General features: G+C 43.5%; 28 protein-coding genes. 11 read left to right on the top strand and 17 right to left on the bottom strand.

Annotation, left to right across the window (positions count from 1 at the left end):
- Positions 1–63 precede the first annotated feature (63 nt).
- A complete protein-coding gene (locus KSP24_RS03830) occupies positions 64–2,061 on the top strand; it encodes a PTS fructose transporter subunit IIABC (RefSeq protein WP_064962831.1) in 1,998 nt (665 codons plus the stop codon).
- Between the two features lie 139 nt (positions 2,062–2,200).
- Here KSP24_RS03830 and KSP24_RS03835 read toward each other — a convergent pair whose 3' ends face one another.
- Together KSP24_RS03835 and KSP24_RS03840 are read right to left on the bottom strand one after the other, a co-directional pair.
- Complete coding sequence (locus tag KSP24_RS03835; RefSeq protein WP_013373818.1) at positions 2,201–2,542, bottom strand: DUF3243 domain-containing protein; 342 nt, start codon at positions 2,540–2,542, stop codon at positions 2,201–2,203.
- Positions 2,543–2,675: 133 nt separating this feature from the next.
- Positions 2,676–3,590 carry a phosphatidate cytidylyltransferase gene (locus tag KSP24_RS03840; RefSeq protein WP_064962830.1) on the bottom strand — a complete coding sequence of 305 codons (915 nt, stop codon included), beginning with the start codon at positions 3,588–3,590 and terminating at the stop codon, positions 2,676–2,678.
- A gap of 97 nt (positions 3,591–3,687) precedes the next feature.
- On the opposite strand from KSP24_RS03840, the gene KSP24_RS03845 reads away from it, so the two are divergent.
- Complete coding sequence (locus KSP24_RS03845) at positions 3,688–4,230, top strand: hypothetical protein (RefSeq protein WP_064962829.1); 543 nt, start codon at positions 3,688–3,690, stop codon at positions 4,228–4,230.
- Between the two features lie 14 nt (positions 4,231–4,244).
- Here KSP24_RS03845 and KSP24_RS03850 read toward each other — a convergent pair whose 3' ends face one another.
- Entirely contained in the window at positions 4,245–5,138 is an 894-nt protein-coding gene (locus KSP24_RS03850) for a diacylglycerol/lipid kinase family protein (protein WP_064962828.1), read from the bottom strand.
- Positions 5,139–5,416: 278 nt separating this feature from the next.
- A complete protein-coding gene (locus KSP24_RS03855; protein WP_025678118.1) occupies positions 5,417–6,082 on the bottom strand; it encodes a TetR/AcrR family transcriptional regulator in 666 nt (221 codons plus the stop codon).
- Between the two features lie 155 nt (positions 6,083–6,237).
- Here KSP24_RS03855 and KSP24_RS03860 point away from each other — a divergent pair, with 155 nt between their 5' ends.
- The 3 genes from KSP24_RS03860 (at position 6,238) to KSP24_RS03870 (ending at position 8,785) form a co-directional block, all read left to right on the top strand.
- On the top strand, positions 6,238–7,191 hold the full coding sequence (locus KSP24_RS03860; RefSeq protein ID WP_064962827.1) for an aldo/keto reductase: 954 nt from the start codon (positions 6,238–6,240) through the stop codon (positions 7,189–7,191).
- 231 nt (positions 7,192–7,422) lie between these two features.
- Positions 7,423–8,289, top strand: a complete 867-nt coding sequence (locus tag KSP24_RS03865) for an SDR family oxidoreductase (RefSeq protein ID WP_025678114.1) — start codon at positions 7,423–7,425, stop codon at positions 8,287–8,289.
- Between the two features lie 154 nt (positions 8,290–8,443).
- The gene (locus KSP24_RS03870; protein WP_013373813.1) at positions 8,444–8,785 is read left to right on the top strand and encodes a zinc ribbon domain-containing protein YjdM; all 342 of its coding nucleotides are present in this window, start codon (positions 8,444–8,446) and stop codon (positions 8,783–8,785) included.
- A gap of 120 nt (positions 8,786–8,905) precedes the next feature.
- Here KSP24_RS03870 and KSP24_RS03875 read toward each other — a convergent pair whose 3' ends face one another.
- A complete protein-coding gene (locus KSP24_RS03875) occupies positions 8,906–9,661 on the bottom strand; it encodes an AIM24 family protein (protein ID WP_016822536.1) in 756 nt (251 codons plus the stop codon).
- A gap of 250 nt (positions 9,662–9,911) precedes the next feature.
- Here KSP24_RS03875 and KSP24_RS03880 point away from each other — a divergent pair, with 250 nt between their 5' ends.
- The gene (locus tag KSP24_RS03880) at positions 9,912–10,964 is read left to right on the top strand and encodes an LLM class flavin-dependent oxidoreductase (RefSeq protein WP_058830946.1); all 1,053 of its coding nucleotides are present in this window, start codon (positions 9,912–9,914) and stop codon (positions 10,962–10,964) included.
- 122 nt (positions 10,965–11,086) lie between these two features.
- On the opposite strand, the gene KSP24_RS03885 is transcribed toward KSP24_RS03880, so the two are convergent.
- The 3 genes from KSP24_RS03885 to KSP24_RS03895 all read right to left on the bottom strand — a co-directional run bounded on the left by KSP24_RS03885 (position 11,087) and on the right by KSP24_RS03895 (position 13,798).
- On the bottom strand, positions 11,087–11,596 hold the full coding sequence (locus tag KSP24_RS03885; protein WP_216974518.1) for a DUF1036 domain-containing protein: 510 nt from the start codon (positions 11,594–11,596) through the stop codon (positions 11,087–11,089).
- An 81-nt stretch (positions 11,597–11,677) separates the two neighbouring features.
- Positions 11,678–13,186: an aminotransferase class V-fold PLP-dependent enzyme gene (locus KSP24_RS03890; protein WP_216974519.1), complete on the bottom strand. Its 1,509-nt coding sequence runs from the start codon at positions 13,184–13,186 to the stop codon at positions 11,678–11,680.
- Positions 13,187–13,321: 135 nt separating this feature from the next.
- Positions 13,322–13,798, bottom strand: coding sequence for a DsrE/DsrF/DrsH-like family protein (locus KSP24_RS03895; protein ID WP_013373806.1), 477 nt, complete (start codon positions 13,796–13,798; stop codon positions 13,322–13,324).
- A 313-nt stretch (positions 13,799–14,111) separates the two neighbouring features.
- Between KSP24_RS03895 and KSP24_RS03900 the strand changes: the two genes are divergently transcribed.
- Together KSP24_RS03900 and KSP24_RS03905 are read left to right on the top strand one after the other, a co-directional pair.
- Positions 14,112–15,074, top strand: a complete 963-nt coding sequence (locus KSP24_RS03900; RefSeq protein ID WP_025675717.1) for a radical SAM protein — start codon at positions 14,112–14,114, stop codon at positions 15,072–15,074.
- Between the two features lie 164 nt (positions 15,075–15,238).
- Positions 15,239–16,213: an aldo/keto reductase family protein gene (locus tag KSP24_RS03905; RefSeq protein ID WP_216974520.1), complete on the top strand. Its 975-nt coding sequence runs from the start codon at positions 15,239–15,241 to the stop codon at positions 16,211–16,213.
- Between the two features lie 85 nt (positions 16,214–16,298).
- Here KSP24_RS03905 and KSP24_RS03910 read toward each other — a convergent pair whose 3' ends face one another.
- The 5 genes from KSP24_RS03910 to KSP24_RS03930 form a co-directional block, all read right to left on the bottom strand.
- On the bottom strand, positions 16,299–16,694 hold the full coding sequence (locus KSP24_RS03910; RefSeq protein ID WP_013373802.1) for a hypothetical protein: 396 nt from the start codon (positions 16,692–16,694) through the stop codon (positions 16,299–16,301).
- A gap of 189 nt (positions 16,695–16,883) precedes the next feature.
- A complete protein-coding gene (locus KSP24_RS03915) occupies positions 16,884–18,824 on the bottom strand; it encodes an ABC transporter permease (RefSeq protein WP_216974521.1) in 1,941 nt (646 codons plus the stop codon).
- A complete protein-coding gene (locus KSP24_RS03920; RefSeq protein ID WP_013373800.1) occupies positions 18,814–19,575 on the bottom strand; it encodes an ABC transporter ATP-binding protein in 762 nt (253 codons plus the stop codon). Before KSP24_RS03920 ends, KSP24_RS03915 begins: the two co-directional genes overlap by 11 nt.
- A 102-nt stretch (positions 19,576–19,677) precedes the next feature.
- Complete coding sequence (locus KSP24_RS03925) at positions 19,678–20,682, bottom strand: sensor histidine kinase (RefSeq protein ID WP_216974522.1); 1,005 nt, start codon at positions 20,680–20,682, stop codon at positions 19,678–19,680.
- The gene (locus tag KSP24_RS03930) at positions 20,675–21,370 is read right to left on the bottom strand and encodes a response regulator transcription factor (protein ID WP_058711924.1); all 696 of its coding nucleotides are present in this window, start codon (positions 21,368–21,370) and stop codon (positions 20,675–20,677) included. Before KSP24_RS03930 ends, KSP24_RS03925 begins: the two co-directional genes overlap by 8 nt.
- 167 nt (positions 21,371–21,537) lie before the next feature.
- Between KSP24_RS03930 and KSP24_RS03935 the strand changes: the two genes are divergently transcribed.
- On the top strand, positions 21,538–22,167 hold the full coding sequence (locus KSP24_RS03935; protein ID WP_013373797.1) for a YfbR-like 5'-deoxynucleotidase: 630 nt from the start codon (positions 21,538–21,540) through the stop codon (positions 22,165–22,167).
- A 168-nt stretch (positions 22,168–22,335) separates the two neighbouring features.
- Here the strand turns inward: KSP24_RS03935 and KSP24_RS03940 are convergent, their stop codons facing one another.
- Positions 22,336–23,520, bottom strand: coding sequence for an RCC1 domain-containing protein (locus KSP24_RS03940; RefSeq protein ID WP_013373795.1), 1,185 nt, complete (start codon positions 23,518–23,520; stop codon positions 22,336–22,338).
- Positions 23,521–23,639: 119 nt separating this feature from the next.
- Here KSP24_RS03940 and KSP24_RS03945 point away from each other — a divergent pair, with 119 nt between their 5' ends.
- Entirely contained in the window at positions 23,640–24,131 is a 492-nt protein-coding gene (locus KSP24_RS03945) for a hypothetical protein (protein ID WP_013373794.1), read from the top strand.
- Positions 24,132–24,179: 48 nt separating this feature from the next.
- Here KSP24_RS03945 and KSP24_RS03950 read toward each other — a convergent pair whose 3' ends face one another.
- The gene (locus tag KSP24_RS03950; protein ID WP_058711923.1) at positions 24,180–24,887 is read right to left on the bottom strand and encodes a phosphodiester glycosidase family protein; all 708 of its coding nucleotides are present in this window, start codon (positions 24,885–24,887) and stop codon (positions 24,180–24,182) included.
- Between the two features lie 238 nt (positions 24,888–25,125).
- Here KSP24_RS03950 and KSP24_RS03955 point away from each other — a divergent pair, with 238 nt between their 5' ends.
- Positions 25,126–26,112 carry an aldo/keto reductase gene (locus KSP24_RS03955; protein ID WP_058830953.1) on the top strand — a complete coding sequence of 329 codons (987 nt, stop codon included), beginning with the start codon at positions 25,126–25,128 and terminating at the stop codon, positions 26,110–26,112.
- A gap of 116 nt (positions 26,113–26,228) precedes the next feature.
- On the opposite strand, the gene KSP24_RS03960 is transcribed toward KSP24_RS03955, so the two are convergent.
- Both KSP24_RS03960 and KSP24_RS25120 read right to left on the bottom strand, forming a co-directional pair.
- Positions 26,229–26,528 carry a spore coat protein gene (locus KSP24_RS03960; RefSeq protein WP_013373790.1) on the bottom strand — a complete coding sequence of 100 codons (300 nt, stop codon included), beginning with the start codon at positions 26,526–26,528 and terminating at the stop codon, positions 26,229–26,231.
- Entirely contained in the window at positions 26,525–26,737 is a 213-nt protein-coding gene (locus tag KSP24_RS25120) for a hypothetical protein (protein ID WP_254207597.1), read from the bottom strand. The genes KSP24_RS03960 and KSP24_RS25120 overlap by 4 nt, the downstream gene beginning before the upstream one ends.
- Positions 26,738–26,751: the final 14 nt, after the last annotated feature.

Below are 26,751 nucleotides of genomic sequence, written 5' to 3' on the forward strand. Positions count from 1 at the left end.
ACAGCAAAAAAGGCGGTTATACTATCAATGTAAGCGGAAACATCAGAGAGAAGGGGAATGACTATGAAGATATTAGCGATTACCTCATGTCCTAACGGAATTGCACATACGTATATGGCAGCTGAGAATCTGCAAAAGGCAGCAGCTAAGCTGGGTATCGAGATGAAGGTCGAGACACAAGGCTCCATTGGAGTAGAAAATCAACTAACGGAGCAGGAGATCCGTGAAGCGGATGGCATTATTATTGCAGCGGATAAGACGGTGGTCAAAGACCGCTTCGTCGGCAAGAAATTGCTGGTCGTTGGAGTACAAGATGGGATTCGCCGTCCGGAAGAATTGATCCAGCGGGTGATGAAGGGGAATGTGCCTGTGTACCAGGCAGAGTCACGTGCCTCCGAAGCTAGCTCACAGGAGAATAAACCGAAGCAAAATCCTATCTACCGCCACTTGATGAATGGTGTATCCTATATGGTGCCCTTTATCGTCATTGGGGGATTGCTCATTGCCATTGCATTGACGATTGGTGGTGAGAAGACACCAGGCGGTCTGGTTATACCGGACGGTTCATTTTGGAAGACGGTTCAGGATATCGGTTCGGCTTCGTTTACCTTTATGATACCAATCCTCGCTGGATTCATCGCGATGAGTATTGCGGATAGACCGGGGCTTGCACCGGGTATGGTTGGCGGATTCATTGCTGCGAACGGCAGTTTTTATGGAAGTGAGGCGGGAGCCGGATTTATCGGCGGAATTATCGCTGGTTTCCTGGCGGGTTATGTTGCACTGGGTATTCGGAAAATGAAGGTTGGGCGAGCGTTACAGCCGATCATGCCTATTATTATTATCCCTGTGTTGTCATCTTTAATTGTAGGATTAATCTTTGTCTTTATCATCGGTTCTCCAGTCGCACAATTGTTTGAAGCTTTGACGGGTTGGCTTGCAGGTATGCAAGGTACAAGCTCAATTCTATTGGCACTGATTTTAGGTGCGATGATCTCCTTCGATATGGGTGGTCCAGTCAATAAAGTAGCATTTTTATTCGGCTCGGCCATGATTGGTGAAGGAAATTACGAAATTATGGGACCGATCGCCGTTGCGATTTGTATTCCACCGATTGGAATGGGACTTGCAGCAATGATCAACAAGCGTAAATTTGCACCAGCAGAACGCGAAGCCGGAAAAGCTACATTCACGATGGGATTATTCGGTATTACTGAAGGAGCGATTCCCTTCGCTGCACAAGATCCATTGCGTGTTATTCCTAGTATCATGGCAGGATCTATGGTCGGTTCAGTCATTGCGATGTTGGGAAATGTAGGAGATAAGGTAGCTCATGGTGGACCGATTGTAGCCATTCTTGGTGCAGTGGACAATGTGTTCATGTTCTTCATTGCTGTTATTGTCGGAGCAGTCGTCTCAGTTATCCTGGTGAGTCTGCTGAAAAGGGATATTGCAACTGCAAATCCGGCTGTTGCTGGAGAAGAGACATCTGGAAATTCTGCCGCAGTAACGGAACAATCTACGATGACTACGACTGCCGCCGAGTCATCAGCTTCAGCGATTGCATATAACGAGCCCGAGGTATCTTCGCAAGCCATTCACATTGAGAAGTTGACAGATATTGTAACGATGGATCTGATTAATCTGGATCTGGAAGGAACGACACAGGATGCCGTGATTGATGAAATGATCGGAGCACTTGAGAGAAATGGAGCCGTAAGTTCTGCCAGTGGTTTTAAACAGGCTATATTGGACCGAGAGAAGGAAAGCTCCACAGGCATTGGAATGAATATTGCCATTCCTCACGGTAAATCGGAAGCTGTTCTGAAGCCAAGCGTGGTCTTTGGGGTGAAGCGGAGCGGAGTGGACTGGAAAAGTCTGGACGGAAGTGAAGCGAAACTGATCTTCATGATTGCTGTTCCGCGTAATAGTAAGGACAATGCCCATCTGAAGGTGCTACAAATGCTATCTCGTAAGCTGATGGACGACCATTTTAGAGAAGCGCTTCTGGCGGTTACGACCAAGGAAGATGCATATCAATTACTGACTCAGGTGCATTAATTCCATGCGCTAAGCAGAACATATTGTAATCATTAGCGGAACGCGCTGCAACGATAGTAAACGCAAGAGCAGTCTATCTTCATCTAAGGATAGACTGCTCTTTTATAGTAAAATATTGTTTTTCATAGATTAAATAATTCTACGAGGATTGAGCCACACGTACTAGCATATGAGCAAGCGCGTGCTGCTGCTCTTTGTCCCCTACCTTCCACAATTCCTGAAGAAGCTTCTCCTCGCTATTGCGCGGTTCTTCCTTGGCTGCCAGATAGCCTGCGATCTTCTCAGCTGCTTTTGCCATCACTTCTTCATTCAAGCCGATTTTTTGAGCCATTTCAATTTTGTCGCTCAAATAACTTTTGAATGAATCAAAGCTGCCCAAGATGTCATCCTTTTTGCTGTCGTCTATCCGATTTAACGCGTCATCTACCTTGTTCAAGGCCACTTCGCCTTCCTTATTCACAACATGATTATGCTCTGCCATTTCTAACGCCTCCTCAAGATTGTTTTCCTGGATAAGGACTGCTTGCGGTACAGTAGTACTTACCCCGGCTAACCAAAATGAAAACGGTGAGAAGCAAGCAGAGTATCGTGAAGCGATGAAGAAAAACATATTGTTACATAAAGTCGAAAAAATAACGAATCACGTGAAAAAAGACGGGCGAGGTGTAAGTCAAGCTATCCACTCGGCTTAAGTAGCTTTTTTTCAAAGCATCGAACTTATTATCATCGCCGATTAATAAATCTCGTTTCAGTACGGAAACCGTTAAGCTCCCGAAGAAACCGCTCAAGCTAATCAACATGCCGAAAATAATCCCAAATTTCAGATCAAACGGCGTCAGGTACGGATAGATTAGATAGGAAGCCGCTATGGTTATGGGAAAAGCAAATGCAAAACCTTCCCAAGTTATATTGGGATTGGATGTCGGGACGATTTTCCGCTTGCCGAAATAGAGTGATGCCAGATAATGTACGACATCATTGAGCTGTGTCAGTACCACTAGAAAAAGTACAAGTTTCGCTCCGTATTGCGGCGTAGCAAACTGAAAATAAGCCAGGTGACTCAGTCCAAAAACCATCAGCATGAGTCCCCATTGAGTCGAGCTGACACTGCGCAAGAAACCAACGGTTCCTTTATTGATCAATCGCGGGAGCGGCAGCAGCAAGAATACATAGATAGGGATAAAGACGATAAACATTCCATACCACCCGATATAAATCCAATAAAACTGTACAGGAATCGCCAAGTATGCCCATAAAAACAACCTGCGGTCAGCCTTTCTGGATCTAATCATGGAGAAGTATTCTTTTAGCGCAAAGAAAGTGAGTACCATCAAGGAAAGCAGTGAAACGATCGGATTGAAAAGTGTTGCCAGGCAAAAGATAAAGAACATGCCCCACCAGGTCTTAATGCGAAGTCCAATAGCTGCATAGTCTTTGTTTGGCTGTGTTTTGACTACCACTATATAAATCAGGTGGATGATTAATAAGGCTATACAAATGAGGGTTAACGTTAATAACGAACTGTCCATTGCGACTCACCAACTTATAGCGAAATAGGATTCCCTGAAGGGGGTCCTATGTTATTATGAAGGAATAATTCAAACTTGATAAGGGGAAGTTTCGTAAATGGTAGCTGATCAATCGGTTTTTATCTTGCTTACGAATACGGGAACGTTTCTGACGAGAGTCATTAAAAGCTATACAAGAGCACCATACAATCACGCCTCCATTTCCTTCAACCGAGAACTTTCGGAGTTATACAGCTTCGGGAGAAAGACCCCCAGTAACCCTCTGGATGGCGGTTTCGTGAAAGAGGATATTAAGACAGGTACATACAGCAGATTTCCGAATACAACATGTGTCATCTACGAGCTTCAAGTAACCAACCGTGAAGTCGAGAAAATGAAGAGAGTTTTACATGTATTTATCCGAAGTCGGCAAAAATATATGTATAACTTACTGGGATTAATTGGCGTTGCACTCAAAGAACCAGTCGAGTTCAGTAATTCTTATTTTTGTTCGCAATTCGTCGCGGAAATTTTACAGCGATCCGGTATCAAAATATGGAACAAGCTGCCCGCCCTTATTACACCAGACGATTTTCGGCAAAGTGACCGATTCCATCTGATCTACGAGGGGAAATTGAGCGAGTATGAGCCTCAAGCCTGAGGATAAGCACTTTATTACTTAGACTCCTCAGGCACAATCACCTCGATGTGACGTGCCAGAATACGAAGCTCGATAGGCAAAGAGGGTCCTTCCTCACCATCTACATTCGTACTGACCGATTCTGCGGAGCTGACACTTACATGCTTTGCGGCAAAGTAAACGACATCTTTATGATCCTTCAGGTTGCCTAAAAATAAGGATATACTGGCTGTCACCGTGTTCAATATATTAAGGTTTTTGAAAATAAAGCAGTGAAGCAGGCCATCATCAACAGCCGCCCCGGGCGCCAGTTTCTCAAATCCGCCAACTGAGTTGGTTAAAGCAGCAAGAAAGAGTGGGGATTCGCCTTCCCAAGTCTTGTCATCATAGCGGACGATAAGCGGATGGGCAGGATGGTTGATAAGTTCTTTCAAACCTTCTTTAAAGTAGGCAAATGTACCAAACATGGATTTATCGTCTGACGACACAGCGGATAGCGATTCGGCAAGCGAGCCAGTGGCAACAACATTGGCAAACATTCGACCGTTTAAGAGACCCATATCTACGGCTTTCACGCGAGCAGAAGTGAGTGTACGGATCGCCAGTTCAGGACTTAGCGGAATTTGTAAGGCACGGGCAAAATCATTGACGGTCCCAAGCGGGATGACCCCTAGTTTTGGACGATGGGCTTGATCCATGAAACCATTAATGGTTTCGTGAAGCGTGCCATCTCCACCGAGGGAAACGACTAGATCATAAGTCTCCTGACATGCAGTGACGCAAAAACGGGTGGCATCAAGTTCTTGTGCCGTCTCTTCGACTGTAACGGCGTATCCTTGCTCACGTAGAATTTCTTCTACGTTTCTGACATGTTGGAGGGATTCCTCTTTGCCAGAAGAGGGATTTACAATGACCATAGCTTTCTTCATATACATATTCCTCTCTTTGGGGAAAGTCTGGGTTACCAACCCTTACCCGAAAAGCACGAAATTACAAACATAATTCGTAAAGCTATACAGAAAGGTTGGAATACACTAATAAGCGGGGATTATTAATAAGTGATTCGATCTAAACGAAAAGAAGCTGCTTATTGAGCAGCTTCTTTTCGTTTTTAAGAAGTCGAACAAACAAACGTAAAGAAAGCGAATTCTTTTACGAAGCTTCTGTCTGTTTGAAGAGCCTCTTCGTTTTTAGAAAATTATAAAGGTTAAAGAATGTTTTTGGAGATTTTTTGAGTCAAGTATTCTAGTACTGGCATTATCATTTTATCGTCAATCACTACAAGTTTTTCCGGCTTAAACAACTGAAGTTTTTTTAACTGAAAATAATCGTATAAAACTTGTTGAACCGTAAATTGATTGGTCATGAGGTATTTAATATCAAACAAGTCCCTTAGAATTTCATCTTGCTTAATTAGCAGTCTGCCGTTAATTTCATTGAAAAAACCTTCTTGTATGCCTTCTTTATAAAAAGCTAGTATTTTGTCTTCGCGCTCTCTCATAGTTTTGTCAAAGCGATCAAACAAATCTGGATAACTGGTTTCAATATCCTGAAGAAGAGTGTCTGAAAAATAAACGGCAAGAGAAATAGTCTGTTCAAATATCTTCAAGAAACGAGTACCAAAGCTTTGACTGGAATCCAAAGAACTATAAGTCAAGTCCTTCAGGTATTCAATAAATCCGTCCACGATGAACTGTACAATTTCTTCTTTAGTTGCGAAATACTTATATAAGGTGGCTCGACTGATCTCCATTACTTTAGAAATCTCATCCATCCGAATAGATTGAAGTCCGTTTTTTCGTAGATAGGGCAGTAGCTTGTTAATAAGCTTGGTCTTTTTTTCATGTTTTTTATCTTGCATATAGTTATTCAAATGAAGTCCCTCCTGCATCTATTATAACCTGAATTAGAACAGCAGCATACAAACGGAATACAAAGTAAACAATAAATAAGTATTTTGTTTACTTTGTATTTTTTGTATGCTAATCTGTACATGAAGTGAAGAACTTTAAGAATGAGGTGCCTAAAATGAAAACACAGAAACTTGGACGTAGTGATGTCATAGTTTCTTCTATTGGCTTGGGTATGATGGGCATGTCCCCTGGTATTTATGGAGCTATAGATGATGAAGAGTCTATCAAAACGATTCATCGGGCGCTTGATCTCGGGGTGACTTTGCTTGATACGGCTGATGCGTATGGTAACGGTCATAACGAGGAACTGTTAGGAAAAGCATTGAAGGGACGAAGAGATCAGGCGATCGTTGCTACTAAGTTTTCATATGGTCCCAATTGGGAATTCATCGGTGGACACCCTGACTATGTAAAGAAAGCAATTGATGAAAGCCTACGACGTCTTGGGATTGATCATATAGACCTGTATTATCAACATACGGTGGATCCTAATGTTCCAATTGAGGAAACGGTTGGCGCAATGGCTGAATTAGTGAAAGCCGGAAAAGTACGTTATCTTGGCCTATCTAACGGAATAAATGCGTCTGTTATTAATCCAGCTACTATTCGCAAAGCGTATGAAGTACATCCTATTTCTGCAATTCAATCGGAATATTCTATCTGGACTCGAGACATTGAAGAGGAAGTTGTGCCCACTGCAAAAGAATTAGGGATTACTCTTGTAGCATATAGTCCTTTAAGCAGAGGATTTATTACTGGGGAACGTCATATTAATGAAAACTTGCAAGCAGACGATATACGCAATTCATTGGCACGTTATCAGGGCGATAACTTCAAGGAAAATATTAATATCGTTGATAAGCTAGCCGAAATTGCTAAAGAAAAGAACTGTACGGTACCTCAATTAGCAATCGCATGGACAATTGAAAGAGGTACATTGCCGATACCTGGAACGAAACGTCGTAAGTATTTGGAGGATAATATCAAGGCCGTTGATATTCAACTTACCCCTGAGGATTTTGCTCGTATCGATGCTGTTAGTTCAAATGTGTTTGGCAGCCGTTACTAGACATATTCTTATAATGAAAATACTAAATATAAAATAGCCTACCAAATTACTGGTGGGCTATTTTATATTATTTTTAGCATCTCATAGATGTGGCCAACTAATAGAGCGGACTGGGGGCAGTACAGGATTCTAGCATGTGCTAAAAAGCATACCTTTAGACTCTAAATTAGACATGTATCATATTTTTAGTTACTATATAAAAGTAAATAAAATCTGAATGGAGGATTTCGTATGAAAATTGCATTAACAGGAGCAACGGGGCAACTGGGTTCCATTGTGGTAGATACATTGCTTGCATCCGTCCCGGCAAAAGACCTTATTGTTAGCGTAAGAAATCCGGAAAAAGCAGAGGGGTTACGTAATCGAGGCGTTGACGTTCGTTATGGCGATTTTGACAAGCCAGAAACGCTGGATCAGGCATTTGCTGGTGTAGATCGATTGTTGATTATATCCGCAGACGGGGATAATGATACTAGAATTCGTCAGCATAAAGCGGCTGTTGATGCTGCTGTGCGTGCGGGAGTAGGCTTCATCGCGTATACCAGTGCGGCCAATGCCGCTGACAGCACTCTATTCCTTGCACCTGTACATCGTATTACGGAGGAGTTCATTCGTGAGTCAGGTATTCCTTACTCCTTCTTGCGTAATAATTGGTATCTTGAGAATGAAGCAGGCACGATCCAATCCGTACTCGCGGGAGCTCCATGGTTAACCTCAGCAGGGTCCGGTAGAGTAGGTTGGGCTGCCCGCGCTGATTACGCGCAAGCGGCTGCAGCCGTGTTGTCTGGCGAAGGACATGAGAATACAATCTACGAGCTCTCTGGTAAGCCGATTACCCAAGAAGAGCTGGCAGCGATACTTGCTGAGGTCCTGGGTAAGGACGTTCCTGTACAGCAGGTAGACGATGCTGCGTATGCCGAGATCATGCTCGGTGCGGGAGTACCGGAAGGTGCCATCCCGATTGTGGTAGGCATTCAACAAGCGATTCGTGAAGGAGCTTTGGATGTTGTAAGCAACGATTTTGAGAAGCTGTTGAAGCGTCCCCTGACGCCGCTTAAGCAAGGAATTAGTGAACTGGTCAAGCAAATCCAAGCATAATAAACGTGTCGTACAAAACGGGTGCTGCCTAGGAAGGTTAGCATCTGTTTTAGTTACATTCATAACTGGAACCGCGACTGATTATCCAATATACTTGTAGGGAACTCCAAGGTAGCTTGGAATAGAAATAAAAATGAATGGAGTACATAATACCATGTCTAATTTGCCAAATTGTCCTGAGTGTAATTCAGAGTACACTTATGAGGACCGTAGTCTGTTCATTTGCCCGGAATGCGCCCATGAGTGGTCTGCCGAGTCAGAAACTGAAAGCAGTGAAGACGTAAAAGTCGTCAAAGATGCGAATGGTAACATTCTGAAGGATGGTGACTCTGTAACTGTCATCAAAGACCTTAAAGTGAAGGGAAGCTCTTCCGTCTTGAAAATTGGCACCAAAGTAAAAAACATCCGTCTGGTGGAAGGCGATCATGATATTGATTGCAAAATTGATGGTTTTGGAGCAATGAAGCTAAAATCGGAGTTTGTTAAAAAGAATTAAAGTATATAGCAGAGAAACTGTTCAGTTCCATGAGGATTAAAAAAGGAGAAGCCGAGGGCTTCTCCTTTTTTATTAGCATTGGGCATCATTGGGCTTCCAATGCTCATGCCCATATAGATGTCATAGTGGTGCCAGCCACACGGTTCCTGTTCCCCTGTATACATTAACCAGCCCTTCGCCGGAAGCGGCTGAGCCCATTTTGGTTTTTCCCGATTTTTCGACGGTAAACTGTAGGGTGTTGGACCACATAAGGGCAAAGTTGCCATCCACCTTAAGCACATCATTTTGCAATTCTATAACGACCGCTTCATCAGAAGGGATCGGCGCTTGAAGTGCCAGCACTCCTTTTCCACGGGCGCTTAAATTAAACAACCCTTCTCCGCCCAGTGCAGCAGAGGAAAGATTACTACGTGCAACGACGGATATGTCCAGTGTGGTGTCGCAAGCTAAAAACAATCCGTCTTCGATGGCAATGTCATCATTATCGACATCAATAAGCCAAATATATTGATAGGTAGGCTCCAGCATGATGGTTCCCGTGCCTTTATAGTGCGGCTTAATGGCACCTGTCCCTGTTACAGCACCGGATACCAAGTTTCGCATTAAGCCTCCCACGCCTTTTACACCGGTAGTCATTTCCATGCTACCTACAGTATATTGCATGGCACCTGCCCTCATCATAATCTCACTATTATTGATTTCGATCATGAGCTGCTTGCGGCGCATGTTACTTTTGCTCATATAGTAATTGTCTTTCGCAGCCGCAACCGAGGTGCAACTCAAATCTGTTATGTATTCCAGTACCGTAAATCCACCTAATTGGTCAGTGATGGCAACATTGCTGTTATCCTTTAAATTATTAATAACAAAAGCCATAAATGTATGCGCCTCCTTGTTGTTTTCATGGTGTGGGGATGGAAATCTTATTTACTCCATACCATAATTCGACAAAGAGACTGCTTTTCCTGCGCAGATCTCGGCACTTCTCTCGCCTGATTTTCAAACTCAGAAAAGGAGAGCTTGAAAAAGATATAAAAAAGGTTCAATATAAAGATATCGGTTTTTAAAATGATTGCTTCGAGAGCAACCGAATGAAAAATGAAACATACAATAGGGGGTAAGACAAGTGGAGATAGGTATAAGTACGTTTGTAGAAACAACACCGGATCCCCAAACCGGTGAGGTTATCAGTCACGCACAACGGATACGTGAAGTGGTCGAGGAAATTGTACTTGCTGATCAAGTAGGACTGGATGTGTACGGCGTGGGAGAGCATCATCGTAAAGATTATGCGGCATCTGCTCCGGCTGTTATACTGGCTGCTGCTGCGGCACAGACCCAACGAATTCGCCTAACCAGTGCGGTTACGGTGCTTTCATCGGATGATCCAGTGCGTGTGTTTCAGGACTTTGCTACGCTGGACGGTATTTCGAACGGACGAGCTGAAATTATGGCAGGTCGAGGTTCCTTTATCGAATCGTTCCCGTTGTTTGGATATGACCTGGATAACTACGATGAGTTGTTTGATGAAAAACTGGAACTTCTTTTGAAAATACGGGAGTCTGAGAAAGTGACCTGGAAAGGCGGACATCGGCCTGCGATCAACAATTTAGGCGTGTATCCGCGTCCGGTGCAAAATCCTTTGCCTGTATGGATCGGGAGTGGAGGTAATCAGGAATCTGTGGTTCGTGCGGGCTTGCTTGGATTGCCGTTGGTGCTTGCCATTATTGGGGGCAGCCCTATGCAGTTTGCACCATTGGTGGAGTTGTACAAAAAGGCAGCTAAGCACGCAGGTCATGATGCATCGCTGCTTCCAGTTGCATCCCACTCGCATGGTTTTATCGCGGAGACCACCGAGCTTGCAGCGGAAAAGTTTTTCCCTTCCACTCAGCAGAGCATGAATGTGCTTGGGCGTGAACGTGGTTGGGGTCCTTATACTCGTTCCAGCTTCGATGCCGCGCGCAGCTTTGAAGGAGCATTGTATGTAGGTGATCCCGATACGGTTGCCAAGAAAATCATTCATCTCCGTAAACAGGTAGGCATTACACGTTTTCTGTTGCACGTGCCCGTCGGCACGATGCCGCATGATGATGTCATGAGAGCTATTGAGTTGTTGGGAACAGAGGTAGCGCCACGGGTGCGTGAAGAGATATCCAAGTGGGAATCTGAGAGCAAATAAGCCGATCCCTCGGCATAGAGAAAAGAGAAAGGAGCAGACCGTGTAAGGAGGTCGCTCCTTTTTTGGTTCTAAATAATCTGTATGGGCTCTAAACGTCTGTATAGGTGGGTTCAGATCATTCTTTATTTTGTCCGTTTTTTATGAGTGATGCGTTTCTGTAATTGAGTTTTCCCTTGTTGTAATCTCTTAGGTTTGGCAGGAACTCTGCGCAAGATAGGTTTCTCTTGGATTGCTTTGGAAGGCAGCGTCATGCGGAGTGTGGTTGAGGCAGGTTTTCTTTGACTGCTGCTTCTTATAAAGTCGATAGTATAGTTCAAGACGAACGGGCTAATCGCAATTCTCCGCAGTCCCACGCTTCTACAAGTGGTACAGCCTGTATCCCAGCACCAATCAAAGGCATTCTCAGGAACTTGAGTGAAGTATGAACCCTGCCATGTACGTCCAAAATCATCCTCGGCGTAATAGAAAAACGTATTACCTCCGGCGAAGCCGCTCCATACTTGAATAGTTTGACCGGGGTTCACGCGATACCAGCCTGCTTTGGAGTAGTTAACAGGAGTACAGCTGAAGTCCGGATAGGCAAAAACTACAAAGATAGCCGCATTGGTGCTGTTGCGAAAATTGAGACCCATTGTCGCCCCTTCTTTCCTCATATAGTAATCTTACAGTGTAGCTTATGAGTATTTTGAAAGAAGGAAACGGACAAGAGTCTCTTAATTGCTAAAGTTGAACCATTTGCTGATGTCCATTTTGTTATGTTCATTCATAGATCGCCACTCGTTCGATTCCGGTTGATAGGTATAATCTTTTTGCCAGGTTGTTATGTTTTCCACGATAGCCCGTATGGAAGAGACAATATAGGAGACTTCCTGATTGGTCATCATGGGATGAAGCGACAGACGCACCCAGCCCGGCTTTCGAGATAAGTTTCCCGCATGAATCAGGTCTGTCATTTGCTTAGATGCTTGCTGGTCGATGCCCAGCAAATAATGTCCATAGGGGCCTGCACATGAACAGCCGCCCCGGGCCTGAATGCCAAATCGATCATTGAGTAGTTTTACAATCAGGTTATAGTGAATATGACCAACAACGAAAGAAACGATTCCCAGCCGATCTTGGCTGCTCCCTCCCAAAATGTGTAGACCTGGTATGATGCTCAAGCCTTTTAGCAATAATGAGGTCAGCTCCTTTTTACGCTCCCACATGCGGTTGTATCCCATTTGTTCCTTCAACTGAATACAGAGCGCGGTTCGAACAGCCTGTAGAAAAGGAGGAGTGCCTCCATCCTCGCGGGCCTCAATACTATCTTTATACTCGTATCCACCCCAAGGATTGGTCCAACTTACCGTGCCGCCTCCGGGCTGGTCGGGAGCACAATGGAGACACAGCCGCGAATCCATAATGAGAACGCCGCTTGTGCCGGGGCCACCAAGAAATTTGTGAGGAGAAAATACAATCCCGTCCAGTTTCTCAAGGGGATCTGTAGGATGCATGTCGATCTCCGCATAAGGTGCGCTTGCCGAAAAATCAACGAAACATACGCCACCATGTTCATGCATTTTGCGGGATAGTTGGTGAATTGGCACTTCGAACCCTGTAACATTGGAGCAGGCGGTAAAAGCGCCAATCTTGATCGGGCGATGCCGAAATTGATGCAGCAGTCGTTCGAGATGAGCTGGATCGACCATTCCTCCGGGGCCCGGAGGGAGACACACAACGTCTCCAATGGTTTCTGCCCAGGAAATATGATTGGAATGATGCTCCATGTGTGTAACAAAAATAACGGGGCGGTCTTTTTCGGCGATGGGGTAAAGGGGCTTTAATTTTTCATTTATTTTTAATCCTAATAGTCGCTGAAGCTTATTCACCGCACCTGTCATCCCAGACCCGGCGAATAGAATGATATCATGTTCGTTGGCATGAACGTGGTTCTTAATGATTTGTTTTGCTTTTTCATAGGCTTGGGTCATCAGAGTACCTGTCAAATTAGACTCCGTATGCGTGTTCGCCACAAATGGACCTAATTCATTAGCTATTTTCGACTCGATGGGTCCATACAGACGACCGCTGGCTGCCCAATCCGCATAAATCAGCTTTTTAAGCCCATATGGAGATTCAAAGGTCTGGTGATAACCGATTGTATTTTCGCGATACTTTTGGAAATGAGCCTCGTTAGAAGGCTGATACCTACAGTTACTACTTCCGATTCGAGCCATGAGCATACGGCGCCTCCCAAGTCGTTCTGTCTTCTTAGGGTACGTAGGTAGGCGAGGATAGGTTAAAATAATTAGGCGAATGTCATCATTTAGTCAAATTAAAAAGCCTCATCCAATAGCAGGATAAGGCATAAGTATATATTAGATAAAAAGCTGCATGTCCGACTCGAGGGCGTCTTTTAGATACGTTTTGGCCTCGATAATTTCCAGTTCAGGGATGAATTCTTCCGGTTTAAAACCCATAATATCCACCGATAGCTTGCAGGCATAGAATTTGACGTTTTTCTTCCGGGCTCCCTTCAGGAAATGGATCAGCTTCGGTGCCTCATTATCTTCCAGCATTTCCGTCAGCATCAGCTTGCCCAGACCGCTAAAATTCATATGGGACAGCGGTAAGGCCTCAGGTCCTTTAGGAGTCATCAAATCCATAAGTTTCTCGTAAATGGTCTTGTCCTCAAGCGTCATTTTATCGGGATCACGAACCAATGATAATCCCCAGAATGCAAAAAACATTGTAACCTCGACATCCAACTCCCGAGCTGTATTGGCCAAAATCAGTCCAGCCATTGCTTTATCATAATCGCCGCTGAACATAAGCAGATTCATCCTTTTGTTCACGATCTTCCGCCTCCATTACCAACAGATATATTCAGTATGGATATGGAAATGAGAACTATGCCCAGTTCACATATTGATCACAATTGTAGTGGGGATGTAAATATTGAAAACTGGTATTTTATAAAAAACCATTCCAGTTGCTAGTAACCAGTATTAATGTACCCATTTCTCGTCAACAGACGAATGATTTGAGGTGAAAATGTCGGAACTCCATTTTCACCGTTACCAATGTCATATCTACAAACCCCTCTCATTCTGTATAATCTCAAGGGAATTCAAGACACAAGCCTGAGATCGGGAGGATTATAAGAAATTGAGTATAGAGAACAAATATAAAGCACTTGAACTGGAAAAGCCGGGCATCTACGAGCTGGAGGGACTGGAAGTAGGGGTCACCTCTAATTGCAACTTCAAGTGTGATTACTGCTGCGCATATCAGCGGAACGACGGACAATGCATCAGCAGCAAAGAGGTCATAGGTATTATTGATGACATTCCAACGTTAAAACGTGTGCGACTTTCCGGGGGCGAAGTCACCTTAAAGTATGACGATTGTCTGGACATCGTGGCTCACTGTTCGAGCAAGGGAATTGCAACCCAGCTTAATACCAATGCGAGCTTGCTCAGCCCTGAACGAATTGAGAAACTGCGTGACGCAGGACTTTCCAATATTCATATCTCCTTTAACTTCACGGATGCCGATAAATATGCAGCCTATTATCATGTTCACCCTCGTATGTATGAGAAAATCGTTCAAAATATCCGTTTGTGCACCGAAGCCAAGCTGGAAACGGTGCTGGAGACATTGTTATTTGAAGAGACGCAGAACAACATGCCAGCGATCAGTGAAAAGGTTTACGAACTCGGTGTACGCATCCATGAAATCCAAAACAGCATCGTGATGGATCATACGAATTGGAACGCGATCTCCACCAAGGAAGCACTTGTCCGTTCCGTTCATGACCTGATTGCGCATAAAAAAGACGATACTGTGTTGTATTTTACCTGTATGGACCGTTTTGCTGAGGCGCTGGGCTTCAAGGAGCAACCGGGGGTATACTTTTCCAACTGTGTTGACGGTAAGAAGCAGCTTCATCTGCACGGGAACGGGGACATCCTAATCTGTGAACTATGCCATCCTGTAGTCATCGGTAATATTTATAACGGAACGTCCTTAAAGGATATTTACAAAAATAAGCCCAAGCAGCTTCAGGAGTTTCTCGACAAACTGCCTTGTCCTGCATATGATGCGCTTTTCCCTGGAGGAAGCATATAGATATAATTTGAGATGATGAGACAATAAGCATCTACTACCCTAACAAGTAGGGTGGTAGATGTCCTTCATGTAACTCCACGAGTACTTTATTATTTGTTTTAATGTAAGGGTTTACATGTTAAGATATATAAAAATGCAAGCTTCTTATGAAAGAAGGAGTAGATATGAGATATAGAAATGTAGGCAACAGCGGTCTTAAAATTAGTGAAATCGGACTGGGGAGCTGGTTAACGTACGGTACGGCCGCCGAACAGGAAGCAGCTCATACCTGTATTGCCAAGGCCTTTGAACTTGGGATTAATTTCTTTGATACCGCGAACGCGTATAACCGTGGAGAAGGCGAGAAGGCTATGGGAGCCGCATTGAAGCCTTATCGGAGAGATAGCTATGTGCTTTCTACTAAGGTATTCTTTCCTATGGATTCCGGTCCCAATGACAGAGGGCTGTCACGCAAGCATATTATGGAGCAATGTGAGGCGAGTTTGAAGCGGCTCGGCACGGATTATATCGACATGTACTTCTGCCATCGTTATGATCCAGATACTCCGTTGGAAGAGACACTGCGGGCGCTAGATGATCTTCAGGCTCAAGGCAAGATCTTGTATGCTGCGGTCAGTGAATGGAGTGCCGCCCAGCTCACGGATGCCTATGGTATCGGAAAAAGGCTGAATCTGCGGCCGCTGATTGCCAATCAGCCGATCTATAATATGTTCGAGCGTTATATCGAGCATGAGGTCCTTCCCGTATCCGGGCAGGTAGGCATCGGCCAAATTGTATTTTCACCTCTAGCCCAAGGCATCCTCACGGGTAAATACAAACCGGGACAACCTATACCGATGGGGAGTCGCGGGGCTGATGCCTCTGTCAATAATGTCATCAGCAGTTACATGAACGATACCGTTCTCAACTGCGTTCAGGAACTGGACAAGCTGGCAAAGGATTTGGGTGTCACCCTGTCACAACTCGCGCTTGCCTGGATTCTGAGAGAACCGGGGATCAGCGCTGCACTGATTGGGGCTACCAAACCGGCACAAATCGAAGAAAATGTGAAAGCAGTCGAGGTGACGCTGCAACCGGAGACCTGCGCGGAAATTGAGCAGATTCTGAAGCAAACAGAGGGATTTGAGCCTTTGCGCTAAGCATTCACACGAGCCTCTCTAGAGGGAAGCCATCAATAACAAAGTCTCGCTCTTCCTGTTCCTTAACAGAGAAGGGCGAGACTTTTTAACTTGCTTCAAGCATCGCATAGATGCCTGAAATCATACTAAGTGCAATCCCGCTCACTAAAACAAGGATTTGCTTCTTACTGAGATCCAGCGGATCAAAAAAGATGGGCAACAGCCATTTTAGACTGATGACAGCCCATAGACCTTCTACCAACCCCAATATCAATACCTTTTGCCCCCAATGAAGCTTCATCTGCGGTGTTAGCGGACCTTCAAGAAACAGGTCACCTGAAGTATGAATATTCCAAGAAACGATAACTACGAATATCACAAGCGTTAATAATGTTGACATAATATAAGTGATATCTTTTTTAGCCTTTTTCGTGAGTTTGGGCGATTTTTTAAACTCAGGGAAGCCAATCAGGAAAAAGACGATTCCTACGATAATAGCCACCCCTACAGAGGAACCGAGTATAATATTCGCTATAATGCCGATGCCATTGATGAGTAATAATAAAATATGCTCTCCCCCTTTGGGGCTACGATGATAGTTATTTTATTGTACACGCAGGAACGAAAATGCTCAAATATTTGGAAAAGCCCCTGGCACTTTTTTGCCAGAGACTTTTGGGCGTATGACTGATTATAAAGCTGCTTTAATGACCTTTTTATAATACAGAATGGATAGAACTCCAAAAATGGAATATAGGGCAGTGTATAGTACCATTACGATGATCATAGGCATCCAAACTTCGGTTCCAAACAAGAACCAGCCGGATTGGACGGCGAAATAGCTGTGTGATAGGCCGATCACTAACGGAATGCCGAAGTTAAAGAGTTGTTTTATTTTAATGCCTCGCAGCAGGTCACTTTGGGTGAAGCCTAACTTTCTCAATACAGTATAATTGGCCTTTTCGTCTTCGCTCTCGTCCATCTGCTTAAAATAAAGGATACAGCCTGATGTAATGAGAAAGGTCAGTCCCAAAAAGCCAACGACAAACATGATCACTCCCATATTTCTCTTCTGATTGCTGCTCATTTCAAGGCGGGATGATTGTTGATCATTAAAATTCGCAGCTGCAAAGAGGCGATCAGCTTCTTCAATCTGTGCTCCATTAAGTATATCAATTCCAATATACAAGGATGACTTCTTTTGAATCTCTGGATTTACATCTTTCTTTAACCGCTCAAAGATGGTTTCGTCTACAAGGGCAGTGGGTAATCCCCCGGCTGCAAAATAGTAAGGAATTACATAATCCTTTTTTAGACCCACATATTGTTGAGGTATGACTTCTGTTTTTCCCTTCAAATCCAAGGGTCCAAAGTCTTTCAAGGACATGAATTTCTGTAACATATCATTATAGCCCGTTAAAACCGTTTGGCCTGGAGATACATCCGTACCCTCCACAGATTGGTCGCTAATGACAGGCAGTGTCATGGAATCCGTACCATCATTTAATGGTTCCATAGGAGTCTCCATAATTTGCGCTGTCTTCACACTGACTTGAATGACTTCAATTTTCTTTTCACGATACTTTATATCATGTTCATGAAGTAACGCTTTGAATTTCTCCGCATCCGGCACATTCGTCATGGCAAAATGGGAAGGTACATTGTCCTCAGCTGCTTGATCCGCAGAATAATAGGCGATATAGCTTAAGGATAGTAAACCGATAGCAAGTGCCGATACTGTCGTAATAATGGTTAACAACAAAGCATTGGATTTCATGCGGAACATAATGGATGAGAGGGACAGCACCTCATGGATGTTTAAATATCCGCCTTTGCTTTTTCTGATGATATTGGAAATAAAGCGGATGGATCCTTTATAAAAAAGAAATGTCCCGATGATGACAGAGCCCAAAATAAACACCATCGCCATAAATAGTTCATTTAAGGATGTAAAATCTCCACCAAATAATCTGGAGGAAACATAGTAACCTAAGGCGATAAGCGAGATGCCAACGATCCCGATGATCATCTCAAAGATCGTTATTTTCTTGATTTTCCCTTCGGTGGTTGAGGTCACTCGGAACAAAGACAAAATACTTTGTCTTTTGATAAAAGAATAATTCATGACCATGATCAGCAAGTAGATGACAACAAAAACGATGAGTGTTTGAGTCAGTGCTTGGTTAGAGAAATATAGAGTGGCAATGGCTTCGACACCCGTTGTCTTAAATAAGATCATGATCACTAGTTTGGAAAAGGAGAATCCAACCCCAATTCCGATGAAAAGCGAACCGAAGTATAAAATTAAGTTTTCAGCACTTAGAATGCGAAAAATTTTGTTTTTAGTCATTCCGATCAATTGAAATAAGCCAATTTCTTTACTGCGTCTTTTTATAAAAATATTATTAGCATACATAAGGAAAATGCAGACGATAGCGACCAGTAAAACAGAAGCTGCCCGTATGGAGGCTGCACCTTTAACAGAACCCTTCACTTCGTCCATGGAGGGATCGTACTGTAATGTGACGAAGGAGAAATAGAGTGCAACACTGAAAATGAGAGCAAAAACATAGAGATAATAATTGCTCAGGTTTTTTTTCAGATTTTTTAGAATGAGTAGATTAATGTTCATGTTGAACCCCGCCTAAGACCGCTTGGGTTTTCATGATATCCTGGAAGAAGCTTTGTCTCTCCTGCACGCCTTTATGAAGCTGCGTGTACATTTGCCCATCCTTGATAAAAATAACGCGGCTGCAATGGCTGGCTGCAACCGGATCGTGCGTGACCATAATAATGGTTGCCTTGCGCTTTTGGTTCAGCTGACCCAGCTTGTTTAATAAATCGGATGCCGACTTCGAATCAAGCGCACCCGTAGGTTCATCGGCAAAAATAATAGTAGGCTCATGAATAAACGCTCTAGCCGCAGATGTACGCTGTTTCTGCCCGCCCGAGATTTCATTGGGGTATTTGTCCTTGAGCTCATAAATCCCCAGTTCTGTAGCGACTTCCTGAAATCTTCGGTTAGCCTCTTTTTTAGGCGTTTTGGTGATAGATAGAGGCAAGAGGATGTTTTCCTTCACGGTGAGCGTATCCAGCAGATTATACTCCTGAAAAATAAAGCCTAAATGCTTTTTGCGGAATTCAGCCAGTTGCTTTTCTTTCATTTTCGTCATTTCAATATCATTGATCTTAATGGAACCGTGGCTCACTTTATCAATGGAGGAGAGGACATTTAGCAGTGTGGTTTTACCTGAACCGGAGGCTCCCATAATACTGACAAATTCACCTTCTTCAATAACGATATCTATTCCCTTCAAAACCTCCTGCATATTTAGCTTATTACCATAGCTTTTGTGAATCTTATGGGCTTCTAAAATATTCACTTCGATGCACTCCTTATTGTTCTTGTAGCCTTATTATAAAAATCGTGCCGATGATTTTCCTTTGATTGGGCGAACAGTATATAAAAGCATGTGACATCTCTGTCACATGCTCATCATACTTACGAAATCATTTCGTTTGGGGAAAATTAAAGTGAAGGTAGTACCCATGTTCGGTTTGGAGTGCACATCTATATGTATGAGCAGGGACTGCGCTGCCTTTTTCGTTAAATATAACCCCATGCCCGTTGAAGTATGATCAGAATGTTGGGTTGTGGATGTAAAACCTTTCTCGAAAATACGAGGTATATCCTTCGGATCAATACCGCGCCCAAAGTCTTGGACCTCAAGCTGTATTCGATCCCTTTGTTCATAGCTGTGAATGATAATATCGCTGGCATCGCTATATTTGATGGCATTGGTTAAGAGCTGTCTGATGATAAAAGCCAGCCATTTGGCATCACTTAGCACTTCCATTTGCTCAAGTTGGATGTCAAAACCGATCCCTTTTTGGATGCACCATGACTGTAATGCTTTGATTTCTTTAAAAACCAGAGATTTTAAATCCACTTGCTCGACATATAGATCATTTTCAATAAAAGATATGCGTTTGTGATGGAGCTGTTGATCCAGCAGTAAGTGAATTCGTAGCCATTCATAGGTTAACTGAGCTTTTAGGGACTTGTCGTCCAACCGCTCAATCATCAAATGCATGGTGGTTAAAGGTGTTTTTACCTCATGAATCCAGGATAGTAGTTCATCTTTTTCATGTTCAAGTGTCAGTTGATTTTGCGAGATGATCTGTTGTAACCGTTCGGTCTGGTCAGCGATTTTTTGTTCAATGATTTGCTCAAACGGACTCTCCGGTTCGCCTATACCCGTTAGTTCTAGAGGGCTCTCCCATTCTTCTAATGTGGTATAGAATTTAGTTTCCTTGAGATAGCGAATGATTAAAAAAACCAAGAAAATCATCATAGATAAGAAGACGATATAAAGGATCGGCATTAATGGAATTGCTGCATCCACATAAGCGATGAACAGGATCAGGAATTGCTGACACACAAACAGTAGAATCCAGCTCAACCTTTCCCTCAGATATTTTTTAATCATAGGCAGGTGCCTCTTCTGTAGCCATGTAGCCTTGCCCCACTTTCGTTTCAATGAAACGGCCCAAATCCAGCTCGTCCAATTTTTTACGCAGGCGGTTCAAGTTGACGGTCAGGGTATTGTCGCTGACAAAACGTTCATCATCCCAGAGGCTTTTAATTAATTCCTCCCGAGAGACAATTTTATTCTTTTGTTCAATCAGCAGCTTTAATATATAAATTTCGTTCTTGGTTAATTCGATGGAGCCAGCCTCATTGGCTACTACATTTTTTTCATAATCGACCGTCGCTCCACGCCATGTTTTCAGGGAAACAGGTTCTGTATTGTAATTGTATACACGGCGAAGTGTCGCCTGTAATTTTGCAATCAGTACATCAAAATGAAACGGTTTTTGGATAAAATCATCCGCTCCAAGCTGCATTGACATCACTATATCCGTAGGGTGATCCCGCGATGATAAAAAGATGATCGGGACGTTAGAGTGGGATCGAATCATTCGACACCAATGAAAACCATCAAATTTCGGTAATTGAATATCAATCACGACCAGATCAGGCTTTATCGTTGTGAATTCTTGAATGACTTTACTAAAATCCTGGATACCGTACACATCATATGCCCATTGAGTTAACCTGTCCTTTATTTCATGGAACAAAGTTTCATCATCTTCAATCAGCAAGATTTTAAACAACGATTTCACCACTTTTTAATTTTTTTATATAAAGTGTATAGCAAAATTTGTTTATGTGCTATATGGGGTTGAATCAACTTGATATTGCGATAATCTGCTGTTAATAGTTGAGGTTTATAGTTGGTTTATATCTACAATCTCATACCGTTAAAAGGATGGATGCATGGATGGGGATTCACACCTATTTTCGATCGCTAAATGAGTTGGAAAGAATTATCCGTTGTCCGGGCAAGTTTAAATTCGAGGAACATAGTGTATCGGCTCATTCCTGGAAAGTAGTACAATATGCCAAAACGCTAGCTGATATTGAAGAGAGAAACGGTGTCTGCATTGACTGGAAAAAACTATACGAGATTACCAGCAGTCACGATTATGGGGAGATTTTTATTGGAGACATTAAGACGCCTGTTAAGCATTCCTCCAAGGAACTGCGGCTATTAATCCAGCAGGTCGAAGAAGGTATGATTGAGTATTTTATTGAAGAGAATATTCCCGAGGATTTTAAAGCGATTTTCCGCAAACAGCTAAGAGAAGGTAAAGATGATTCTGTTGAAGGTTTAATTTTAGAAGTAGCGGATAAAATGGATCAGGTGTATGAAGCATTTGCCGAGCTTCAGCGGGGGAATACCGAAAAGGAATTTATCGTGATGTACCGTAATGCGCTTGTAAAAATCAAGAATATTCAATTACACTGCGTTGAATATTTTTTGGAAAATATCCTACCAGATATGGTAAAGGAAGAAACGCCTTCATCCATTGATATCAAAAAGATTACGGAAGAGGCTTTAGCTCTGTAAAAGAATTTCCTTACTATCTTTCAGAAGCTGTGAAGCGCTTCTGTGCATACATAATCATAGGCTTATTTGTAATAAGCAGCTCCTAAGTAAAATTAAAGAGCCAAAGCAGCAGTTGATTGAACTGCTGCTTTGGCTTCTTTTAGATTGAGAAGCACGGAAGAGCTATGCTTATTTTGAAAATGGATTCGGGAAGTTGGTTTTAGTGGCTGCATTTTGTTGCTTGGTATTGCCAATTCCCAGTTCACCATTTCTATTAAATCCCCAGGACCAGACGGTCCCATCGGCTGTCAAAGCATGGGAGTGGGTTCCTGCTGCACTGAATGCTACTACATCGGTTAGTGGCGTGTTAGTGTCATCTACAACTTGGGATGGGACTTTAACAGAAAATACATCGGTCCCGTCACCTACCTGTCCTTCATTATTAGTTCCCCAACCCCAAAGAGTTCCGTCATTTTTCAGCGCGAAAGTTTGGGTTTTGCCTGCTTTCAGTCTATTTACGTCGGAAATGTTGATCAATACAGGTGATCTTCTAAAGGTAGAGGTTCCATCCCCCAGCTTACCAGAAGTATTGCTACCCGAAGCGTATACTTCCCCGCTGTTCGTTAATACATAAATACGGTCAGCTCCAGCGGTAAAGGTTTTGATATCATCAATTCGGTATTGAACAGGGGTAAGCTGGTTTTCTTTATCGTCCTGTCCCAGAGCGCCATCATAACCACGCCCCCATACCCATAACTGATTATTTTTGTCTAGAGCTGCGCCAAAGCTATCACCAGCGTCAATGGCTACAATATCTTCTAAGCCTTGTACCTGGACAGGCTTAACGGAAAAGGCGGAAACTCCTTTGGTGCCAATGCCCAGTTGCCCAAAGTTGTTTTCTCCATAAGCCCACACCGTACCGTCATTTTTGAGGGCAAGTGTAAATTGACCTCCTGCTCTCACTTCCTTAACATTATCAATATATTTGTTTTTAACAGGGACTTTTGCCGTATCCCGCTTGTTCCCTGTTCCTAGTTCGCCGTAACTTGCAAAACCCCAAGACCAGATCGTTCCGTCTTTTTTGAGTAAGGTTGAGTGCAAATCACCAGCATCAATCATAGCGATGTCAGATACATCTGCTTGCATCGGGCTTGTTTTATTATTCCCTCCGCCAGCGCCCACGCCGAGCTTGCCATTGCCGTTACTTCCCGTTGCGTAAAATGAAGATCCATCTTCCATAGCCAAGTAAGCGTTAGTGGTCCCTGCTGAAAGCAAATGGTCGTAATTCACGGCAGAATCGGCGCTTGCCGTAATGGAGCTCCCCACTAGAAGTGTTGATGCGGCAAGAGCTGTTAGAGCGAGTTTTTTTAACATATAAACTACACACCTTTCGAAATAGTAATGGATGAATACATGATGAAAGCAACCAAATTGTTCCTGTCACGTCTTATTAGTAAGTCGCAAATGATAAACCAGATTAGGGAGGATCACTGATGAGAAAAGGAGTTTTTGTCCTAGTCTTACTTGTATCAGCCTTATTGTCGGCATGTTCTAAAACGGAATCGGCGTCGCCAGTTAAACAACCTCATACAAATGAAGTGGTGGCTCAATCCATTTTTGATTTAGAACGTCTGGAAAGCACAACGGTATACACGGGGCGTGCTAAAATTAAAAGCATCGAAAAAATGGATAAAGAGATCGAACAACCATTGGCAGCCCCCAGCATGGATTATTTGATCCGATTTGAACAGCCGGTTCAATTTGCTCAAGAACTACCTCAAAGTGAAGATCCAACGGAGAAGCCTATCCAATCGGTCTATATATCCGTTCCAGACACACATATTTATAAGCAGATGGATGGTCAGCGGAGGCAATTAATCCGTCCGGCAGAATTACAGGTGGGGCAATCCATTGAAGTCTCCTATGTGTACCCTGCAACACCTGTTTTCCTAGCATTGGAAGTGGTCGTGCTGGATGATTTGTAGAGGAGGCCAGTAAGGCCTCCTTACTCCTATGGAAGCACGTCATAAGGCTTAGGTGATGTTAATAAGTTTCACCATGTTGTAGATATAACGTGTTTGCTCATATTTGACCATAGTGCCTGCAGAATTTTTGACCTGAATGCCGGACGAGCCTCCACCATCCAGAAGAATGGCTTCGAAGCAATCCTGCTTGATAAAATAGTTGCGAAGTTGTTTCAGCGTCGCATTTTCATGAACAACCAGGTAGACCTGCCAAATGTTATTGACGACTTTGAAGCCCAAGCCTGTCCGTCCGATGGATTCGGTGTATCGTAAGGTTCCGTTCAGATCGAAATTTTCAATCTCTTTCAGCTCCTTGAGCCATACTTCTTCCTCATTCTTCAGTGACAGACTACCGCCGCTAATAATGGATTTGTACTTAATGGCCGTTCCCATTTGTTTTTTGAGATCCGTCAGACTTGAAGTACGGGTAATCCCTATTTTTGTTTTGTTGCTTTCCGTAAAAATAAATGCAGTACCTCGACTATTCTCTTTGGCATTTGCCTTAATATCGTGAGTGTTATTAGGTGTCACCGCCATGGATAAACCTTGAGTTGGTGGTTTTGTGGTGCTGATAGGGTAAAAGAAGCCCCCATTAATCCCGTAATCGGTTTGCTGTGTGATCCGGCTTCGAATATTTTTATTTTGAATATTCGAGGCTGGCGTAATGATCACATGGAAACCATCAGACGTTTTAGTGTAAGAGTAGTTTGCTGGCATGGGAAACCTCCAATTAGATGATTTTGAAACAGAATCTCGCGCGATAATTCGTTTCTCATATATATAGGAAATTTACAGCTGTCTTTTACAACCCGGAAATCAAATTTTTCTAAAAAAATTTGAAACATCATATACAAGAAACCACTTGACTTAAAGTTAACTTTAAGTAGTAACATACTGGGTGTGACGTGGTGATTAGGGAATACGTAACTATTCTGACAATTTGGGAGTGATAGAATTGAAAAAGAAACAACTGGGTAACAGCGAGCTTCAAGTATCTGCTCTGGGTCTGGGCTGCATGGGGATGTCCGAGTATTATGGTGAGTTGGATGATCAGGAATCGATCAAAACGCTTCATCGTGCGTTGGAGTTGGGGATCAACTTCTGGGATACAGCCGATGTGTACGGTGTGGGGAAAAATGAAAAACTGATCAGTCAAGTCCTGCGCAGCCACCGGGATGAGGTAGTGTTGGCTACCAAATTCTCCATTATGCGCGGAGAGGATGGGGGATTCCTGGGTGTCAGCGGCCGTCCTGAATATGTAAAACAGGCATGTGATCGCAGCCTGCAAAGATTGGGTGTAGATGTGATTGATTTGTACTATCAGCACCGTGTTGACCCGAATGTGCCTATTGAAGAAACAGTAGGGGCGATGAGTGATCTGGTTCAAGCGGGAAAAGTCCGCTATCTGGGGCTATCCGAAGCGTCTCCTGCACTGATCAGACGTGCTCACAAGGTACACCCGATTACAGCGTTGCAAACAGAATACTCCTTATGGAGCCGGGAAGCGGAAGATGAGGTTATACCCACATGTAAGGAGCTGGGCATCGAATTTGTGGCCTACAGTCCACTGGGCCGCGGCTTTTTGAGTGGGCAAATTCAGAAGTTTGATGATTTTGCAGAAGATGATTTCCGTCGCACGGTGCCGCGTTTTCAGCCTGAGAATTTCCAGAAGAATCTGGATCTCGTGCAGCATGTTAAGGATCTTGCGGCTCAAAAAGGAGTCAAGCCTTCTCAGCTTGCTTTGGCCTGGCTGCTTGCGCAAGAGGGAATTGTACCGATTCCCGGTACTAAACGGGTCACGTATTTAGAGGAAAATGCAGGAGCAGTGAATGTGGGCTTGTCCGCAGAGGAAATGGAGACTATTAACGCAATCATCCCCAAAGGAATGGCAGCGGGCCTTCGTTACCCGGCAGAGCGGATGCCAAATTGGCAAGCGGAATAATGAGGACCATGAAATAACTCCCAAAGTCGTCTTTAACGCGAATCGGCGTGACGGACGGCTTTGGGGGCTTTATATATACGCAAGAACGTGCTTCGTATAATGTCGAAGGCATCCTTTTACAAAACAGGAGCTTGCAATGCGGTATTGATATTTTGCAGATCCATCGACAGCTGCTCGTTTACGTTCCATGGGTGATACCAGCCGCGTTCGATCATGTACGTTGAGATTTGCTCATGCATATCAATAGCTTCATCCAGTTGTTTTGTAAGCATAGCTTTAATTTCTGGAGTTCCCGCTTCCGTTACAGCCATGGCGTAATTTCTCACACCGCTTTTGGCGGTGTTTAAGAAATCGGCAGCAATCACTTGGTCGGTTAAAATATTTAGTCCGGTCAAATGCTCCAAGAGTATGTTCATTGTTTTACCTCCTGTGATGACGAGGCTTGATTTATAATGTTACCCAACTCTTGCAATTGCCGTGTTGTTAGGTCAACATCCTTTTGCAATATAGCTTTGAGGACCGGATCTGAGATCAATGCTTGCATTGTTTTAGATTTGGTAAGGCACACTGTTTTGAATGCTGACAATTCATGGACTTCAAGTTTTTCGTGCAGGCCATACACCATACGACATTTGCCTC

The organism is Paenibacillus sp. AK121 (genome assembly GCF_019042715.1).
GTDB classification, from domain to species: Bacteria; Bacillota; Bacilli; order Paenibacillales; family Paenibacillaceae; genus Paenibacillus; species Paenibacillus polymyxa_C.